The sequence below is a fragment of the Archangium minus genome, assembly GCF_044360475.1.
GTDB lineage: Bacteria > Myxococcota > Myxococcia > Myxococcales > Myxococcaceae > Archangium > Archangium minus.
Map to the genome: position 1 here is coordinate 12528516 of NZ_CP043494.1, position 17000 is coordinate 12545515.

At 65.1% G+C, this 17000-nt stretch carries 15 protein-coding genes; 8 read left to right on the forward strand and 7 right to left on the reverse strand.

All coding sequences use genetic code 11. The annotated features are described in order from the left end of the window. Window positions 1-45 precede the first annotated feature (45 nt). The gene (locus F0U60_RS51565; protein ID WP_395811898.1) at window positions 46-2172 is read left to right on the forward strand and encodes a recombinase family protein; all 2127 of its coding nucleotides are present in this window, start codon (window positions 46-48) and stop codon (window positions 2170-2172) included. Here F0U60_RS51565 and F0U60_RS51570 read toward each other — a convergent pair. From F0U60_RS51570 to F0U60_RS51580, 3 genes are all read right to left on the reverse strand, one after another. Then, a complete protein-coding gene (locus F0U60_RS51570; protein WP_395811899.1) occupies window positions 2167-2694 on the reverse strand; it encodes a transposase zinc-binding domain-containing protein in 528 nt (175 codons plus the stop codon). The two genes, F0U60_RS51565 and F0U60_RS51570, sit on opposite strands and share 6 nt — an antisense overlap. 174 nt (window positions 2695-2868) lie before the next feature. Then, window positions 2869-3330 (reverse strand): DUF6968 family protein, encoded by a 462-nt coding sequence (locus F0U60_RS51575; RefSeq protein WP_395811900.1) that lies wholly within the window; start codon window positions 3328-3330, stop codon window positions 2869-2871. 413 nt (window positions 3331-3743) lie between these two features. After that, window positions 3744-4355 carry a transposase gene (locus F0U60_RS51580; RefSeq protein WP_395811901.1) on the reverse strand — a complete coding sequence of 204 codons (612 nt, stop codon included), beginning with the start codon at window positions 4353-4355 and terminating at the stop codon, window positions 3744-3746. A 298-nt stretch (window positions 4356-4653) separates the two neighbouring features. Between F0U60_RS51580 and F0U60_RS51585 the strand changes: the two genes are divergently transcribed. From F0U60_RS51585 to F0U60_RS51615, 7 genes are all read left to right on the forward strand, one after another. After that, a complete protein-coding gene (locus tag F0U60_RS51585; RefSeq protein ID WP_395811902.1) occupies window positions 4654-5532 on the forward strand; it encodes an alpha/beta fold hydrolase in 879 nt (292 codons plus the stop codon). Between the two features lie 518 nt (window positions 5533-6050). Continuing rightward, window positions 6051-7151 carry an AAA family ATPase gene (locus F0U60_RS51590; RefSeq protein WP_395811903.1) on the forward strand — a complete coding sequence of 367 codons (1101 nt, stop codon included), beginning with the start codon at window positions 6051-6053 and terminating at the stop codon, window positions 7149-7151. 1 nt (window position 7152) lies between these two features. Continuing rightward, window positions 7153-7950 carry a hypothetical protein gene (locus tag F0U60_RS51595; RefSeq protein WP_395811904.1) on the forward strand — a complete coding sequence of 266 codons (798 nt, stop codon included), beginning with the start codon at window positions 7153-7155 and terminating at the stop codon, window positions 7948-7950. A 1233-nt stretch (window positions 7951-9183) separates the two neighbouring features. Continuing rightward, the gene (locus F0U60_RS51600; RefSeq protein ID WP_395811905.1) at window positions 9184-9492 is read left to right on the forward strand and encodes a hypothetical protein; all 309 of its coding nucleotides are present in this window, start codon (window positions 9184-9186) and stop codon (window positions 9490-9492) included. A 1656-nt stretch (window positions 9493-11148) separates the two neighbouring features. Beyond that, window positions 11149-11427 (forward strand): tetratricopeptide repeat protein, encoded by a 279-nt coding sequence (locus F0U60_RS51605; protein ID WP_395811906.1) that lies wholly within the window; start codon window positions 11149-11151, stop codon window positions 11425-11427. A 221-nt stretch (window positions 11428-11648) separates the two neighbouring features. Next, the gene (locus F0U60_RS51610; RefSeq protein WP_395811907.1) at window positions 11649-12032 is read left to right on the forward strand and encodes a hypothetical protein; all 384 of its coding nucleotides are present in this window, start codon (window positions 11649-11651) and stop codon (window positions 12030-12032) included. Then, window positions 12005-12418 carry a hypothetical protein gene (locus F0U60_RS51615; RefSeq protein ID WP_395811908.1) on the forward strand — a complete coding sequence of 138 codons (414 nt, stop codon included), beginning with the start codon at window positions 12005-12007 and terminating at the stop codon, window positions 12416-12418. The genes F0U60_RS51610 and F0U60_RS51615 overlap by 28 nt, the downstream gene beginning before the upstream one ends. Before the next feature lie 71 nt (window positions 12419-12489). Here the strand turns inward: F0U60_RS51615 and F0U60_RS51620 are convergent, their stop codons facing one another. From F0U60_RS51620 to F0U60_RS51635, 4 genes are all read right to left on the reverse strand, one after another. Further along, window positions 12490-14049: a hypothetical protein gene (locus F0U60_RS51620; protein ID WP_395811909.1), complete on the reverse strand. Its 1560-nt coding sequence runs from the start codon at window positions 14047-14049 to the stop codon at window positions 12490-12492. Window positions 14050-14058: 9 nt separating this feature from the next. Further along, a complete protein-coding gene (locus F0U60_RS51625) occupies window positions 14059-14730 on the reverse strand; it encodes a hypothetical protein (RefSeq protein WP_395811910.1) in 672 nt (223 codons plus the stop codon). Beyond that, a complete protein-coding gene (locus tag F0U60_RS51630; RefSeq protein ID WP_395811911.1) occupies window positions 14720-16159 on the reverse strand; it encodes a hypothetical protein in 1440 nt (479 codons plus the stop codon). The genes F0U60_RS51625 and F0U60_RS51630 overlap by 11 nt, the downstream gene beginning before the upstream one ends. A gap of 221 nt (window positions 16160-16380) precedes the next feature. Next, window positions 16381-16941: a TetR/AcrR family transcriptional regulator gene (locus tag F0U60_RS51635; protein ID WP_395811912.1), complete on the reverse strand. Its 561-nt coding sequence runs from the start codon at window positions 16939-16941 to the stop codon at window positions 16381-16383. Window positions 16942-17000: the final 59 nt, after the last annotated feature.

Sequence of the window (17000 nt, forward strand, 5' to 3'; positions counted from 1 at the left end):
TGCTGGTGGCCGAGGCCGAGCAAGCAAGGCAGCGAGGGCAAAGCCATGAGTCAGGGCGAGCTGAGACCTGTTCACCTGCAGAGGAAAGCCTACGTGTACGTGAGGCAGTCCAGCACGACTCAGATGCTTGAGCACGCTGAGTCCAAGAAGCGTCAGTACGCCTTGGTGGAGCGTGCCGTGGCGCTGGGTTGGCCGCGCGAGGCGGTGGAAGTCGTTGACGAGGATCAGGGCAAGAGTGGCGCGTCCACAGAGGGGCGTGCTGGATTCTCACGGCTGGTCGACGCCGTGGCCCATGGGGAGGTCGGCGCCATCTTCGCTCTGGAGGTGTCGCGGCTGGCGCGCTCTTCTGTGGACTGGCAGCGGTTGCTGGCGCTCTGTGCGGTCGCCCAGGTGGTGGTGGTCGACGAGAGCACGCTCTACGACCCAGCCGAAGGAGACGACAAGTTGCTGTTGGACTTGAAGGGCACCATGTCAGAAGCAGAATTGCACTGGCTGGGCTTGAGGATGGTGGGAGCACGTCAAAGCAAGGCGCGTCGAGGCGAGCTGCACATGCGTGTACCCACGGGCTACGTGTGGACAGAGCGCGGCCTGGAGTTGGATCCGGATGAGGCTATTCAGCGAGCGGTGCGGCTGGTGTTTGAGCGCTTTCGTGTCGAGCCGAGCGCTTGTGCCGTGGTGCGCTGGATGAATGAGAGGGGGCTCGCGTTCCCTACTCGGCGCCCTGCTTCGGAAGGTGGGGAGGTGGAATGGAAGAAGCTTGGAGTCACGCGCCTCACAGAGCTCTTGCACAATCCCATCTACGCCGGAGCGTACGCCTACGGGCGAAGGCCGCGGAGCAAGGTGCTGGTGCGGGGTGAGATCCACAGAGTGCGTGCCGCTGGCCGCGCACCCGAGGAGTGGACGGTGTGCAAGCGCGATGCGCACCCAGGCTATATCGACTGGGAGACGTTCCTCTCCAACCAGGAGAAACTGAGGCAGAATCTCGTCCGCTCGCACGAGGCCAGTCCAGGAGCCCCCCGCGAGGGGAGAGCCCTGCTGGCTGGGCTGCTGCTCTGCGGGCGGTGTGGGCGACGGATGCGGACGAGTTATGGACGCAGAGGCCAGCTGCATTGGTATTACTTCTGCCCAGGCGCGAGGGACCAAAGCGGCAGAAGTCTCTGCTGGATGACATGCGGCGAGCCACTCGATGTAGCCGTGGAGGAGTTGTTTTTGAAGACCCTGGTGCCTGACGAGCTCGACCTCAGTCTGGCAGTAGAGCGTGAGGTGGGGGCGCAGGCGCAGGAGTTGCAGAAGCAGTGGCAAGCGCGCTTGGAGCAGGCCCGCTACGAGGCACGCCGAGCCGAGCGCCGGTACAAGGCCGTTGAACCGGAGAACCGGGTGGTGGCGCGCACTTTGGAGCGCCAGTGGGAAGAGCGGCTGCAAGAATTGGAGGAAGTGGAACGGCGGTACGCGGAAGCCCGGCGCAGTCGACATGTTGAACTGTCCGAGCAGGAGCGGCGACGCATCCGTGAACTGGCGAAGGATTTGCCCTCGGTCTGGCGTGCCTCCACGACTGGGACTGCAGACAAGAAGGCAATGTTGCGGTTGGTGGTGGAGTCCATCGCGCTCACGCCGGTGGATGTCCCCAGACGTACCATCCGCATCCAGGTGCAGTGGCAGGGCGGCGCCGTCACCCAACTGCAAGTGCCCCGGCCCACGGAGCGGGAGAAACTGCGCACGCCGGACGCAGTGGTGGAGCGGATACGTACCATGGCCGCTCAGGGCCTGCGGGATGAGGACATGGCTGAGCAGCTGAATGCAGAGGGGATACGAACCGCTGCCGGGGCCCGCTGGACGCTCTTGGCTGTCCGGTGGGTGCGCTACCACCATGACATCGTGCTGGTGGCCCCGGATGCACCCCGCGCCTGGCCCTTACCGGAGCGTCACCCGGATGGACGTTACTCACTGACTGGGGCTGCGAAGCGGTTTGGCGTCACCCCCACGGTGGTGAGGGGCTGGATACGGCGAGGCCTGGTGCCAGCACGGCGCGAGGACTTTGAGAGCCGCCGGGCCGTCTACTGGCTGGAGATTGACGAAGATACGGCCAAGCGCTTGCAAACCCTGGTGGCCTCCAGGCGCGCGGCCTCCAAGAGGACAGGAGCAGGACGTCCGAGTGGGGTACACGCATCATGAACGGCACGACCCGAAGAACTGGATGCACGACACGGCCCCGGCCTGCCCACCGCGCAGGCCCTGCCGCCGTGCCCTTCGGCGCTGCAGGGCAAACACTGCGCGCAGGAAGACGGTGAGGACGTCCGAGAGCAGTCCCACGTCCTTGAGCAGCACCCACCGCACCCGGTGCGGAAAGGACAGCGTCCACTGCCGGTAGGGCACGTGCGGCAGCACCTGCTCCACCAGGTGCATCGCCGTCACATGCGCCCGCTTCGCGTTGCAGGAGGGGCACACCCCTCGTCCCTTGCACGAGAAGGCGACGAGCAGTTCGTCCTTGCAACTCTCGCAGCGCACCCGCGCGAAGCCGTGTGCCAGCACTCCGCATTCCAGGTACCTGGCGAAGTCCCGCTCCACATACCGGGGCAGGCCGCGCCCGACCTCGCTGGCTTCCGCCAGCAATGTGGCCAGGTTCTCCCGCACCGCCTCATACAGCACCGTCCCCTCCGGCTGCCTTCGCCGGTACGCCCACCCGTGCGTCCCCACCTGCCCCTCCCCAGCCACACCTCGCCAGGGCACACGCTACCGTTAGCCTCCCACGGGCCCCCGTGGAGCCCCTGCCTGCTTGTGGGATCGGGGCCTATGAGAGCAGCTGGAGGCGGCAGGTTCGATTCCCGCCGCCTCCACATTCAGAAGCTCAGCAGTCTCAAACCCATGTCCTCAGCCGGGGACGGGCTTGCTCCGTCCCGCTCGAGCCCGCGACTGCTTGCGCGCTGCTGCGCTCTTGCGCTCGTGGGCGGCGATCTCCCGGTCGATCATGCGTTCCAGCTTACGCAGGAGCGCATTGGGAAGAAACTCCGGGTACGTCCTGGGAAATCCCAGGTAGCCGTCATCGCTCCCCACCCACCGCAGGTCCTCTTCGTCCCCGTTTACCAGGTCCCCGGCGGCTCGGAGAGCGAGTTGCAGCGCCTGCATGGAGTCGATTCCCCAGAGTTCGAACAGCTCCTTCTTCCCCGAGTGCACCCACTCCACGCTGCACCTGTAGTTGCCGGTCCGCGAATCCCTGGTCGGTGCACGGACACGGATGGAGGCACGAGGGCCGCCAGAACTCTCGAACTTGCGCTCCGCCATGATGGGCCCAGTGGGTTTGCGGCCGCGCATCAATCGAGTCACCGTGGTCATGACTGAAACCTCTCAGCTTCCGAAGTAGTTGGAACAAAATCCCCGACACTGCTGCTCGCTCTCATTGGCTTTCGAGAAGCAAACGGCACGTGTCGCGGGTTTCTCGATGTCGTTGCAGAAGTTGATGAAGACAGCGCCACCAGCGGCACACGAATCGAGGCAACGACTCAGATTGACCGGGCGCTTCCGCGGCTCCTCTTCCTTTCCTGGAGACTTGGGTTTCTCCTCCTTCTTTCTTGGAGGCTTGCGCGGTCCCCCTCTTCCAGGACTGATGAGAGGAGGGGTAGCTGGGGCCATGGGGGCTCTGCCAGAAACTCGAATCCAGGCAGAGTACAGGCCGCAATAAGCACGAGCGTGTGTGTCCATATCATGACGCGTCCTTGATGGCCCATGCTAACCCAAGCCACCAGGCGTCAGAAGTGAGGTCCATGGCTGGAGGGCCGCCATTGCCGCCGTGCTAGTACTACCCGGTCAGATGCGGGATAGGCCGAGAGGGAGAGCGCGAGCGGAGATGGGGCGCATGCAGAGGGGGCAATGGCCGATGCAACACAGCAGCAGGTGCTGCAGGCGCCTACGCACCTGAGGCAACGTCCACCGCATTCTACGCAGGGGGAAAAGCGCCCAACGGAGTGTGAGGAAGCCGTGGGCGACAGCACAGAGGGTGGCGTGGTGATGGAAGCCGCGCCAGGTGCGGCGTCGAGCCCCACCTCCTGCTTCATTTCCTGGTAGTCGCGCTCCACCCGCCAGCGCAGTTTCGCCAGGCACCAGGGTCCGCCTGGGAGTGTTCGCCAACAGAGAAGAGAGCCAGGAGCAACACCCGGCGGCCACACCTTGTGCGTCCCCTGCACTCCCACCACGTAGGGCAGCCCACGCCGGGTGAGCGCCTCGCGAAACTCCCGGCAGTCACCGTAGCCCGCGTCGGCTAGCGCCACGTACGGCCGCACGCCCCACTCCAGCGCGTCGTCCACCAGGTGGAGTGCAATCTCCCACTTGCGCTCGAAGCGGACGTCCTCCGGCACGCCCACGGCCTCGCGCCGCTTCTCGTCCTCCGTCCACTCCTCGGGGCAGGCTCAGGTATCACTCCAGCGCATGGCGGCGCTCGCTGCGCCCCATGTCCTCCACCATCGACTCCACGTAGGGGTGAAGCAGCGGAACGAACCCTTTGACACCTTCCCGCCTGGGCCCCCCCTCGTCCACGGGTTCAAATCCTGTCTCCCTGGCCAGTCAAGTGGTTGAAACCACTGGGTTATGGGCTGACCGATGAGTTCCTCCGTCGTGCGGCGTCTAATGGGCAAACGCGACATCACCCCAAGGAGACGCATCATGACCGAGCCGCTCACCTACACTCTGGAAGTTCCCGGCGCCGTGCTGACCTACGACGTGCGGAGGAACGACTCGAGCAAGGAGCCTGTCCTGCTGATGATCGGGTCGCCGATGGGTGCCGCGGGCTTCCGTACCCTGGCAGGGCACTTCACCGATCGCACGGTCGTCACCTACGACCCGCGCGGAGTGGAGCGGAGCACGAAGGCCGATGGCACTGCCGAGTCGACGCCCGACGAGCATGCGGATGACCTGCATCGGCTGCTCGAGGCGCTCAAGGCCGGGCCGGTGGACATTTTCGCCAGCAGCGGTGGTGCCGTGAATGCGCTCGCGCTGGTGGCTCGCCACCCTGAGCAGGTCCGGACGCTCGTCGCGCACGAGCCGCCGGCCGCCCAGGCTCTGCCCGACCGCGAGGCAGCGCTCGCCGCGTGCCGCGCCATCCACGACACCTACCACCGCCGCGGATGGGGGGCGGGAATGGCGCATTTCATCACCGTCGTCGCCCACAAGGGCCCGTTCTCGAGCGATTTCGCTGAGCAGCCGGCGCCGGAGCCCGCGACGTTCGGCCTGCCGACTGAGGACGACGGCTCGCGGAATGATCCCATGCTCGCGCAGAACATGATCTCGTGCACACACTACCAGCACGACTTCGACGCGCTGAGGGCGGCGTCGACCCGCATTGTCATCGGCGCCGGCGCCGAGTCCGAGGGCGAGATGGCGAGCCGCGCCGCGCATGCCGTGGCCGAGCGGCTGGGATCGACTCCCATCATCTTCCCGAGCGGCCACGGCGGCTTCCTCGGCGGCGAGTACGGCCAGACCGGCGACCCGGACGCCTTCGCCGCGAAGCTGCGCGAGGTCCTCGCCCCTGGCCGGGCGGGTTAGGGCCGGCGACGGAGAGCCGCCAGACGGAAGGGTACGTGCGGCAGCACCCGCTCCGCCAGGTGCACCGCCCTCGCCAGGGCACACGCTACCGCCGGGCTCCCACGAGACTCCGCCAGCCTCCAGGCATCACACAAAGGAATCGTTCCAACAACTCCCGCCCTACGAGTCGTTTGACACCTTTCCCGCCGGGAAGCAGCCCCGAAGCCCGACGACGCCGCCTTGACGCCCACGTCCCGTCCGACGCTACCGCTCCCACAGGAACGCGCCGCTCAAGGGGGCTGAGCTCCTGGTACTTGTGGCGTACCAAGCATCCGCGTTCAGCGGTGTGGCATCACCCCGTGGTGCTCTCCGTGGGCGTGTTTCGTGTGGGCTTGGCGGCTCGCTCGCGCCCGGAGAGTCCACCCTTTGGGATGATGGCTCGCTCTTCACAAGCGGCCGCATATTCTTCTTATGCCCCACCTCCGGCGGCGCGGCCTTGCTAGGTTGCCCCGTCAAGAACGGCTGAAGGAACCCACTGGATGATCACGTCCATTCAACTCCGGAGCTTCAAGGGTCACCGCGACACCACCGTCCCTCTGGGACGTCTGACCGTGCTCGTCGGCCCGAACGGCACGGGAAAAACCAGCGTGCTCCAGGCGCTCAGCCTGATGGCCAGGCTGATGCACGAAGAGCCCGCGAAGGTGCTTCGCGGCGACATGCGCCCTCAAGATCTCCTGCGCCGAGCGGAAAAAGGTCCGATCACTCTCACAGCGGAGGGTACGGACAACGCGCTGTCCTGGACGATTTCTTTGCAGTTCTCCGAACCAGAGCCGCATGACAAGCACCTGGCAATCCAGGTCGACTGGTCTCACGGAGCGAACAAAGGTCACGAGAAGAAGACAACAGGACGCACATACGACTCCATTTTTGATGAGTCGCTCAATAAACTCAATTCGTTCATCAGCCCAGCAGTGCTCTACCATTTCGACGCCCGCCGAATTGCCGCAGCAGCCTATAGCCCCGAGGAGAACCCAGTCCTCGATTCGGACGGGGGCAACACAGCGGTCGTTCTCGCGGCCCTGAAGCTCGAGCGAGAAGAGGTCTTCGAGCAGATCGAGTCGGAGCTTTGCAGGATCGTCCCCAGCGTTCAGCGAATTCGCGTCAAGCGGGTCAAGATGCCTCGGCGCTCCGCGCCGTCCTCCGAGGAGCGGGTCGGCAACAAGGTCTTCATCGACTTCAAGTATGCCCCCGACGTCCCAGCCCATGGAGCCAGCGAAGGCACGCTCATCACCCTCGCCCTCCTGACTGCGCTTTGCAGCCCGAACCGCCCGCGCATCCTGCTGCTCGACGACATCGATCAATCCCTCCATCCCCAGGCCCAGATGGAGCTGATGGGCGAGTTGAAACGCCTGCTCGAGGGATTCCCGGAGGTCCAGCTCGTCGCCACTACGCATTCCCCTTACATCCTCGACGCGATCGATCCGTCCGACGTCCGGGTGTTCGCCCCACGCAAGGATGGCTCGGTCGCCTGCCGAAGCCTCTCGGAGCATCCACAGGCGGAGAAGATGCGCGGAGCCCTCACCACGGGCCAGCTCTGGAGTCTCGACCCTGAGTGGCGCTGGGTCGCAGGGGAGAAGTGAGATGGCAAGGCTGCTCGTCTTCTGTGAGTCCCCCGCCGACGCTGAGACCGTCAAGGGACTGGTCGAGCGTGTCCTCCGAGAACAAGGTCCCGATTGGGTCCGAGAGCTTCTCGATGGCCCCCCTGAAGCCGCCCAGGGGTTTCGGGATTGGGTGCCCGATGATGAGGGCCGAAGCTATTTCGATCTCCACAAGCTGTCGGCCTACGCGAGCCGTCTCAAGCTCCGTGTACCCCAGGGGCACTTCGCGGGGCAGCCGGGAGAAGCCGGTGCCCTCATGGGACGCACAGCCTTCCTCATGGCCCGAGAACTCGCACTGAGCAGCACGGAGCTCGACGCGGTCCTCCTCGTCTGGGACATGGATGACCAGGGAAAGGACAGACGCATGGGACTAACCCAGGCCTGCACCGAGGCTCGGCCCATGGTCCCCTTCGTCATCGTCCTCGGCTGTCCTGACCCGATGCGTGAGGCATGGGTGCTCGCCGGATTCGAGCCGGAAACGGATGTGGAGCGAGCTCGCCTCACCGCCCTGCGCCAGGAGCTTGGATTCAACCCCTGTGAAGAGGCGCACGAGCTCGATGCGAAAAAGGAGCATGCCAGGCGGAGCCCCAAGCGCGTGCTCGAAGCACTCACCGCTGGCGAGCACGAGCGAGAGGTCCGTTGCTGGACCGAGGCGCCCCTCGTGCGACTGCGCTCTCGCGGCACGCACAGCGGGTTGACCGCGTTCCTCGACGAAGTCGCGGAGTCGCTGGTTCCACGCCTGTGCGGTGTCCCCACCAGACCGCCCATCGCGCAGGATTGACGGCGGGGGCGCGATACTCTCACCCATCCCTCTCACGAAGGAGACCGTCGCAAAGATATTCCACGGACAGGCGGACCACACGGTCCCGCTCGAAAGAGTACGCGCGTATCGACCCGCTCCTGTCCAAATCCTCCTGGTGTGGCAGCAGGCACAGGTGTCCGAGCTGTCGCGCATCCGGTTGGACGAAGCGCGAGACCCCGAGGCGCTGTGGCCCACGCTGGAGGCGGTCACCACCGGCGTGATGCTGCACCCGGACTACGTGGAGGAGATGCTCCGCGTCGCCGCGCGCTACAGACGGCAGGGCAAGCACGAGGATCAGTTGCTCTGGCTGAAGCGCGCCGTGGACCGCCACCCGCGCTCGAATGAAGCCCGACAGGCGCTCGCCAAGGAGCAGGGCATCGCGAAACGACGGAGCCGGAGGTTCCCGCCGCATCCAGTCTTCAAGAGAGTTCCTGGCTCTCCGGACCTTCTCAGCCCGCAGCCGCGCCTCGGGCAGGTTTGTCGCAAGCGCAGCGGACAAAGGACTTGGCAGGGATATGTCCCATGGGGGAGGTTGCTCGGCCAAATGCATCGGCTCGGACTCCAGCCTTGCTTGCCCCATCAGCCGCTCACCTCCGCCGCCCGAATCCAGGCCTTCGCCCGCCGCAGCGCCCTCATCTTTCCTATGCGTTCAGCTTCTTCCCATCCACCCGGTCGGTGCAGATGGTGCGGCCGAGGAACGCCGAAACACTGTCGGTATGCACCAGGATGAGCGGCCCCACGAGCCAACCATGCGCAAGTAGGGGCCGCACGCCAATGGACAAATCGCCGCGAAAAGGCCGAAGGCGGCCGTCACCAGGAAAGTCATCACCGAGTCCCACCAATGGACTGCGTGTGACCCCAAGACAATCGTGACAAGACCCCACCTCCCAAGGGGCTGACCATATCCTGAGAACAACAGCGAGCCGCACACATTACAGCAAACCTGCACTCACAAACTAATTTCGCACAAACAAAGACAAAACACGACAGCTCTGGAGGCTCAGCCAATGCTTCCAATAAGGGCTGGCTCCGTACAAGTACGTAGAAACCGAGTGGTAGAGTGTGCTTAGCGAGGTCAACTACTTCGACACCTCATGCGGACTCAGCATGGGTGTTCGCTCAAAGTGAGGCCGTTCTTTCAACACTTTTGCTCTAGCATCTACTCTTCAATACTGTGTGCTCGCCTGGGTGGGCGTTCGAAGAGGGGGATTTATGCACAAGCTGAAATCATACGCTGTGATGTCTTTGTTCACGGGTTTGCTTGCCGTCCTGCCGGTAATTGTCGCACTGGCGGGTGCTCCTGCGGAAGCCATTCACTGTGAGTTCCTCGAAGACAGGTGCGGCAACAATACTGGCGGCGGTAGCGGTGGTGGTGGTGGTGGTGGCAGCGATGGTGGGAGCGGCGATGGTCCTCCCATCACATTCACCTGCCCTGATGGCTACCGAGTCTACTGCGTTTACGACGGCAACGGGTTGAACTGCACCTGCCGGAAGGAAAGCAGCGACGGCGGTACGCCGTAGCCGGACTCAGAGGGGCATGTAATTCAGGGAGGTATGTAATGATGAAGGGCACGTTGGTGAGGTTGATAGCTTGTGTATTTGGCCTCACCCTCGTGTATGGCCTCGCATCGGGCCGGTGGCCCAAGTGGGGTTCCTCATCCGACGAGGCGAAGTCCAGTGAAGTCCCAGGAACCGAGAGGACTGCGCCCCGGGACGACTTGCCCAACCCCGCTTCTCATAGTCCTCAGACGCCAACGCAGAGTCAGGGGTCCTCTTCCGGATTGACCGCACGGCAGCGGACGGAGCGCATCTCGCCCCAGGAACGCAAACCAGGCGATCCCTCCGTGACTGAGGCCAGGACACTCCCCTCTACCAACCTGGCTCCGTCGGAGCCTTTCGTTGATGCAGGAATGAGGGCTTCCGGTTCCGTCAACCCATACCCGGGAGAGCAGGCCCGTCCCGCCACGGCCTGCGCAAACAGTTCGGACTGTCCGTCTGGAGAGGGCTGCGTCTTCGACCCGTTTCGAGGCTCCATGTCCTGCCAGCCCTCGAACTGCCAGCAAGACTCGGACTGCACTGGCGGAAAGGCCTGCCGTGTCGCCAACGACGTTGCCACGGGAAACCCCGTCAAACGTTGCATGCAGCCGGGAACCCAGCGGGAGGGCGACACATGCCACAACTTGTCCAGTGACATCACTCAGATGTGTGGCACGGGACTCCTGTGCATCAGGGGCCGCTGTGGACGTCCCTGTGAGGAGAACACCATCGGCAGTTGCCCCGCGGGCAGCATGTGCGTGGGGACCCTCAACGGGGCTGGGTGTATGCCCACATGTCGCGAAGGTCAGTGCCCCGAGGGCCAGGAATGCCTTGAGGTCGAAGGCGTGTCCCTCTGTGCAGTCCGCATCGGCAGGAATTGCCTCGTCCATGGCTGTGCGGAAGGGGAGAGTTGCGAGGTCGACAGGCGCCTGGACACCATCATCTTCGAGTGCCGTAAGCGTTGCAGCCCGTTCAAACCCGACAGCTGCCCCTCAGGAGCAGTCTGCGGCGCCGGAAGCAGCAATCAGAGCGTCTGCTACCAGGCCTGTGACTTCACCCAGCGACCGTGCTCAAAGGGCTACGAGTGCTACACCGTCACGGAGGACCACAAACAGTTGGGTTGCCGGCGCACGGGACTCTGAGGATGAGCACCTGAACGAGCCGCGCGTGGCAGCTGCCAAACTCGACTTTCGCCATTTCTGGGTCCGACGAGCGCCGCAGTTCATGCGGCATCAAGCTGCTGTGATGGTAGAGAGGAGCCACATATTGCTTGAGATCGCGGAAGAGCACCCTCTCGGTAACAGCGTGCAACCCGCTGGTTGTGTCCATCAGACGCGACTACCTGAAGGCATGGATCGAGCAGTGCTCTTGCATGTAGTTCGGGAAGACCTGGCGCAGGTAGAGAACCCTCTGCTCCTACTCCGCTGCTGCCAGTCGGAGCGGATTTCTCCCGGCGTTCCATTTTCGATCCAGGCACCTGCGAACTGACAGTGGGTTTTCTCATCCCACGCTCGCCTCACCTCTCGCTCCGAATACCGCCGACAGGTCCCTTCGCTCCGCAGGGATTACCCCGCTCCTCGTTACGAAGCACCTGGACATAGATACAGTCCACCTCCACCAGCGAAGCCGCTGAGGCACAACGTGGACAGAAACCGTGTCCGGGAGCTTAGGGACCCAGCGACCAGGCTCTCACCTTCGCCGCACGTCGCCTCCTCGGCTCGCTACAGACGACAGGGCAAGCACGAGGAGCAGTTGCTCTGGCTGGAGCGAGCCGTGGAGCTCCACCCCCGCTCGGACGAGGCCCGCCAGGCGCTCGCCAAGGCGCAGGCATCGAAACGACGGAGCCGGAGGTCCCCGCCGCCACCGTTCCCCGCCGCGCCACCGATGGAAGCAGCCCCGTGCCCGACGACTCCGGCCTGACGCCCACGTCCCGTCCGACGCTCCAGCGCCCGCAGGAGCGCGCAGCCGATCAGGAGGGCTGAGCGACTGGCCACTGATTCGGCCTTGCGCTCAGGCCCTGGCGGGCCCGGTTCAGCCCGCCGCGTCTTGGTGGGAGAGCTACCGCCCTCTCATTCCCGAGGGACGGGTGTCATGAAAAAGGTCTATTCTCAATACCCTCTCCCCGGAGTCCATTTCTGACCATGCGAGAAACAATCGAGGTGCGGCTCTTCGCGGATGAAGCCCGGCAATTCCTCCCTCCCGACGTAGGAGTGGAGCGCAGCCTGGCTCGCCGGGTATTGCTCAAAATGGATGATCCGCTCATTGACCAGATCAGGAAATTCGACCTGGAGAAGCGAAAGCAGGGTTCGATCGCGGTGACCTACTGGGAGATCCACCGGAAGTACACCCCCGAGGAGCTGAAACAGGCGGAGCTCTTGCGGCTCAGGGTGCGTCCGTTCTTCGAGCCCACAGGCGAAGACTGCGGCACGGTGTATGACGAGACGAAGGCGTGCCCGAAGTGTGGTTTTGGCGCCAGGCAGGTGGGGCCCCTACAGTGGTGTCCGCGAGGCTGGCCGACAAGATGAGCGGCGCGGGCTTCAGTGGTTACGAGCTGGGGCCGGTCGTGAGCCGAAATGGCACGCCGAGCCCGGACTGGTACCAACTCCTGTTACCCGAAGGCTCGTTGGAGATGGATTCTCGGACCCGGGTGGGGCACAGCTTCTTCGCTCCAGAGCCGGACAGCGCGCGCTGTCCGGCTGGACACGTGGTCGGATTCACCGTGCTCTCCGAGGTCTACATCCAGCACGCTAGCCTGACCGGAGTGGACTGGTTCCGCACGCGACAGGCCCTGGGGCAGCGCCTGGGCCCCTACCGTCCCAAGCCGCTGCTGCTCATCTCCCAACGGCTCCACCAGTTCCTGGTCACGCAGAAGGTGAAGCGATTCGACGTGGAAGTAGCGAACCTCGTCTGACACTCAGGGGCCAACAACTCCCGACACCTTCGCTGAGGGCTGGCGGAAAGGCTCCCCCGGACCCAGGCGGCTCAGGTGCGCCGGAAGGCGCTCGCGTCGGGCAGCCCGCTGCCGGAGGTGTCGACGCCCATCGCGGTGAGGATGCCCGAGAAGATGTCCGCCTCGTTCGACGTCATCTTGCCGGGTTCGGGCGCGCCGGTGCGCGGGTCGAAACCGTAGGTCAGCGTGGTCTTCGGCTCCACGCCTCCCAGCACCGTGTTGCCCCGGACCATCGGCGACAGAATCATGAAGCCGTTGTTGAGGTCATGCCCGGTGCCAAACATCTCCGTGGCCCCCTCCGGCCTCGAGCGCGTGCGCCCGAACTCGGTCGCCATGTAGATCAACGAGCGATCCCACAGGCTCTCACCGCTCGAGTCGAAGGGCTCCGACTTGAGCAACCCAATGAGCTTGTCGATCGTGTCCATCAGGCGCGACCACATGAAGGCCTGGATGGAGCGGTGATCATTGTGGCTGAAATCGTAGGCCAGCGGCGGGTTGGTCACCTTATACGAGGGAGTCGTCACCATGTTGAACGACGGCCCCAGCGTCACCGACACCGACACCCGGTTTTTTATCAGCAAGAAGGCCAGCGCCGCCTGCCCCTCTACCGGATCCGACATGTAGTCCGGGAACACCTCGCGCAGCCGCTCCGCATCGGGTGAGCTCGACAGGCCGTACTCCGAAAGCGGCATCTTCGGCGGTTGGTCGGGCAGCACATTGAGGCGGCTGATCAGCTCCTGGACCTCCAGCGCGGACTGCCCCGAGGTGCGCTGCTCGTTCCAGAGCCGGAGCGCCTCCGCGTCGTCGAAGGTCCTCCCAAAGACGGACTGGGCATCGAGCGTGTTGCGCGTGCTCCGGGCCAGGGCCACCACGTCGCGGGAAGGCACGTCCTTGAGGCCCTTCATCCCGTCGAGGCCCAGGGGCCAGAGGGATGGATTGGCCACCACTTCCCCGTAGCAATAGGCGGGCAAGGAGTCGTCTGTGCCGCGCTCGACGAAGCCCCCGTTGCCCATGTTCACGTTGGGAAGAGGAAGACCGGCGCCGTACTGGAGGGCCACACACTCCTGCAACGTGCGACCGCGCCAGGCGTTGTTGCCAGTCAGGCTCCGCTTCTGCGCGATGACGTGGTTCACCGACGTGCCCACCGACGTGGCCACCAGCATGGAGTCCTTGTACTTCTTCACGAAGGGCAGCTGGTCCGTCTTCACCGGCACGGGGATGTTGCCCAGCTGGGGGCTGTCTACCTTCACGGCGCGGAACGGAGAGCCGTCCACGTTCTGCACCTGCGCGTCGGCGAAGGTGTTGAGCCTCGCGGCGTTGCCACCCGCCCTCGTGGTCTCCGAGCCCCGCACCGCCAGCATGCTGTCGATGATGGAGGCGCCACCCACGGCGCCCACCACGATGAGGAAGCGGGGCTTGCCATCCAGGCGCGCCTGGCGCACGCCTCCGAGTTGCTCGAGTGCCGCCGGGCTGCTGAGCGCGTCCCGGCACCCCGTCAGCAGGGGCCCCAGGGTCGCGGAGCCCGCCGCGCACATCGACAAGGCCTTCAAGATTTCCCGGCGCGAGAGCCGTCCATTGTTTCGCAGTGACATGACGTTCCCTTAGAAGAAGACGGATTCGGCGGAGGAAAGGACGGTGAAGCAGGCCGCGGTCATCCAGTCACGGCCCGACGTCTGGCTGCCCAAGGACTCGACCTGGGTGACCAGTTTCGACAGCGTGCCCACCTCGGCTTCCGTGGGCTCTCGCAACAGGGCGCGCTGGTAGAGCGAGGTGATGGCGTCGCGGACCGGCGCGCCGTCCCGGTTCGTCAGACGACCCTGCGCGTCGAGCTCGAGGCCCTTGAAGAGGACAGCCTCCCCAGGGGTGGTGACGTCGAGCGAGACGCGCCGAGCGCAAGCCGCGAGCGCCATGCGGTCGACGACGTTGGGGGTCGTCGCGCCCGTGGCCTTCAGGGGCTCGTAGAGGCCCATGCCATAGGGGTCTACCCCGCCCAGGGCCACGGGGTGCACGTACGTGGCGCAGGAATACTGGCCCAGCTCGTTGCACACCTGCTCCGGCGACAGGGACAGCGCCGAGGCGAAGTGGGCCGTCAGCTGCTCCGGATTCTTGAAGCGCAGGTTGTTGCGCGAGGAGGGCGCCACCTCACCGTTGGAACCCGTACCGGCATCGACGGGCGGCGTGCCCGCATCCGGCCCCGAGGGCGAGGACGACGAGCACGCGGAGAGGACACAGGCGGAGGACAGCAGCAACACGCGAAGGAAATCAGGGCGCACCGTAGGCCTCCGTGCGGATCAGGTCATGAAGCATGCGCTGCACGCGGAACTCGTGCGTGCCCTTGAAGCGCTTCCAGGTGGCGACGAACTCGGCGTTCTCCTCGGGGGTCGGGGGATGGCCCACGAGCAGCTTCCAGTAGTCGGTGACGGCGGCGATGGCGAAGGCATCGCTGTTGGCCCCAACCTCCGCCCACTCGACGAGGCTGTTCACCTTCTGGCCGAAGAGATAGCCGGTCTCCGGCATCTGGCTGATGATGGGCGTGACGTTGGGGAAGCGCTTCTCGATGCGGTTGGGCACGTAGGTGCCCCAGGGAGCATCGGGGTTGATGGGGAAAGACAAGCCCTCGTAGTTGCGGAAGGGATAGCTCAGCGGGTCGAGCGTCGCGTGACAGGCCGCGCAGCCGGGCGAGGTCACGCCCGCGTTGTCGTAGTCGCGGGGCTCGCCAGGCACGCTGAAGAGGCCCTCCTGCTTGGCGATGTCGAGGCCCAGGTACGCCCGGTAGGCCTGCGACGCGGCGTTGCGCGGCAGCGCGCTGAACATCACGAAGTAGAGGAGGCTCCACCTGGAGGTGATGTTGCCCGCGCGATGCACCTCATCCATGGCTTGCGTCGGCAGCGACGGCACCGCCGTGTAGCGGGTGGGGTTGGTCTCCCGGCGCACGTAGTACTTCGCCGTCATCACCTCGCGCGCGTCGTGATCGTCGATCTGCGCGTAGGTGTAGAGCGCGTAGTCGTCGTAGTAATCGGCGAGAGCGATGACACCGGGGTCCTCCCCCTCCTTGAGCGAGCCCACCGGGCGAACCTTCGGGTGAGCCAGCTTCCACAGCTGCCCGTTCTTGCCGCGCCAGAACTCGCTCTGGGTGCACCGGTCCAGCTCGGCATCCATCCGGGCGAGCTGGTCGTCCGCGCTCAACGCGCTGAACTCCTTGAGCTGCGCGTAGGTGGGCGGCACGCCGCAGAAGTCGAGCAGCAGGCGCTTGTACGCGAAGCGCGCGTCGTAACGGCACACGTCGTACTGGGGATTGTTTTCACCGCCCTGGCAGCGGCCAGTGTCCACGGGCACGCTGGTGGCATCGCCCGGGAAGGTGCCGCGCTGGATCTCCACGAGGTTGGACACCCCGTCACCGTCGGCGTCCTCCGCTTCGACAGCCTTCAGCGCCGTGGGGAGCGCGTAGGCGAAGTCCGTGTCAGACAACGGGCGCGCCGCGCCGGGGGCCAGGTGGGGCTCCAGCCCGGCACCGAAGACGTTTCGCTGAGGTGGCGCGATATGACAGTAATTGCAGGACGGCTGCTGTCCGGTGCATGCGGGCGCCGAGGGATAGGTGGAGCAGAACACACCTCCCGCGGGAGGCTTGGCCAACGCCCCCCCCGACAGGAACACGGCGGCCCCTAGAAGGAGTGGAGCCACCGGGCGGAGGAGCCACGCCATGCCAGCTCCCCGTGCTTCGGTCAGCACCCTCTTGTTGATTGGAACATCTGTCCCGTCACTCTTCATCGGATCCATTCCCCGCGACCCCGGCCCGGCCGCTTCGTTAGAGACCCCGATGATTTGTCATTGCGGGAAGTCGAGAACAACCGACAATCCCCGGCTGGGCGCCGCTTAATCGACACGCACGCGCAAGTGTCGAAGAAGTCCGCCCAGAGGGAGGACTATCTGCGCCGGGGTACTTGGGGCGGAACGGCTGGTAGAGAGCTCCCCAGCTTGGCGGTGAGGGCCCCCAGCCACCGCGCCATGTCCTCGGGAGAATGGAGCGAGCGTCGATCCAACCACCACTCGAGCACCCCCATGTAGGCCGAGGCCATGAAGCGGTTCACGACGGGAACGGGCACCCCCTGGAGCCGGGGGGAAACCTCGGCTCTCCCCAGGTCGAGGTTCATGAGGTGCTCGAGGAGGTTGCGCAATTGAACCGCGAAGGCGCGCATGCCGCTCCGACCCAGCATGAGGTGATACAGCTCGGAGTGCTCGTCCGCGTGCTGGAACCACTCCACCAGGGTTCGATGGAGGCGATCGGGCGAGTCACCCAGCTGATGACTCCTCCGCGAGATGTCGAGGATCATGTCCCGCATGACGTGCGTGAGCAGCTCGTCCTTGTCGCGGTAGTGCAGGTAGAAGGTGCTGCGGTTGAGCTGGGCCCGCTCGGTGATGTCCTGCACGCTGATGGCGTCGAAGCCCCGCTCACGCATCAACCCGAGGAGCGCATCGCGAAGCATGGCGCGGCTGCGGTGGACACGCGGATCCTCGGGCGCGGGCTCCGCTGGCTTGCGCGAGC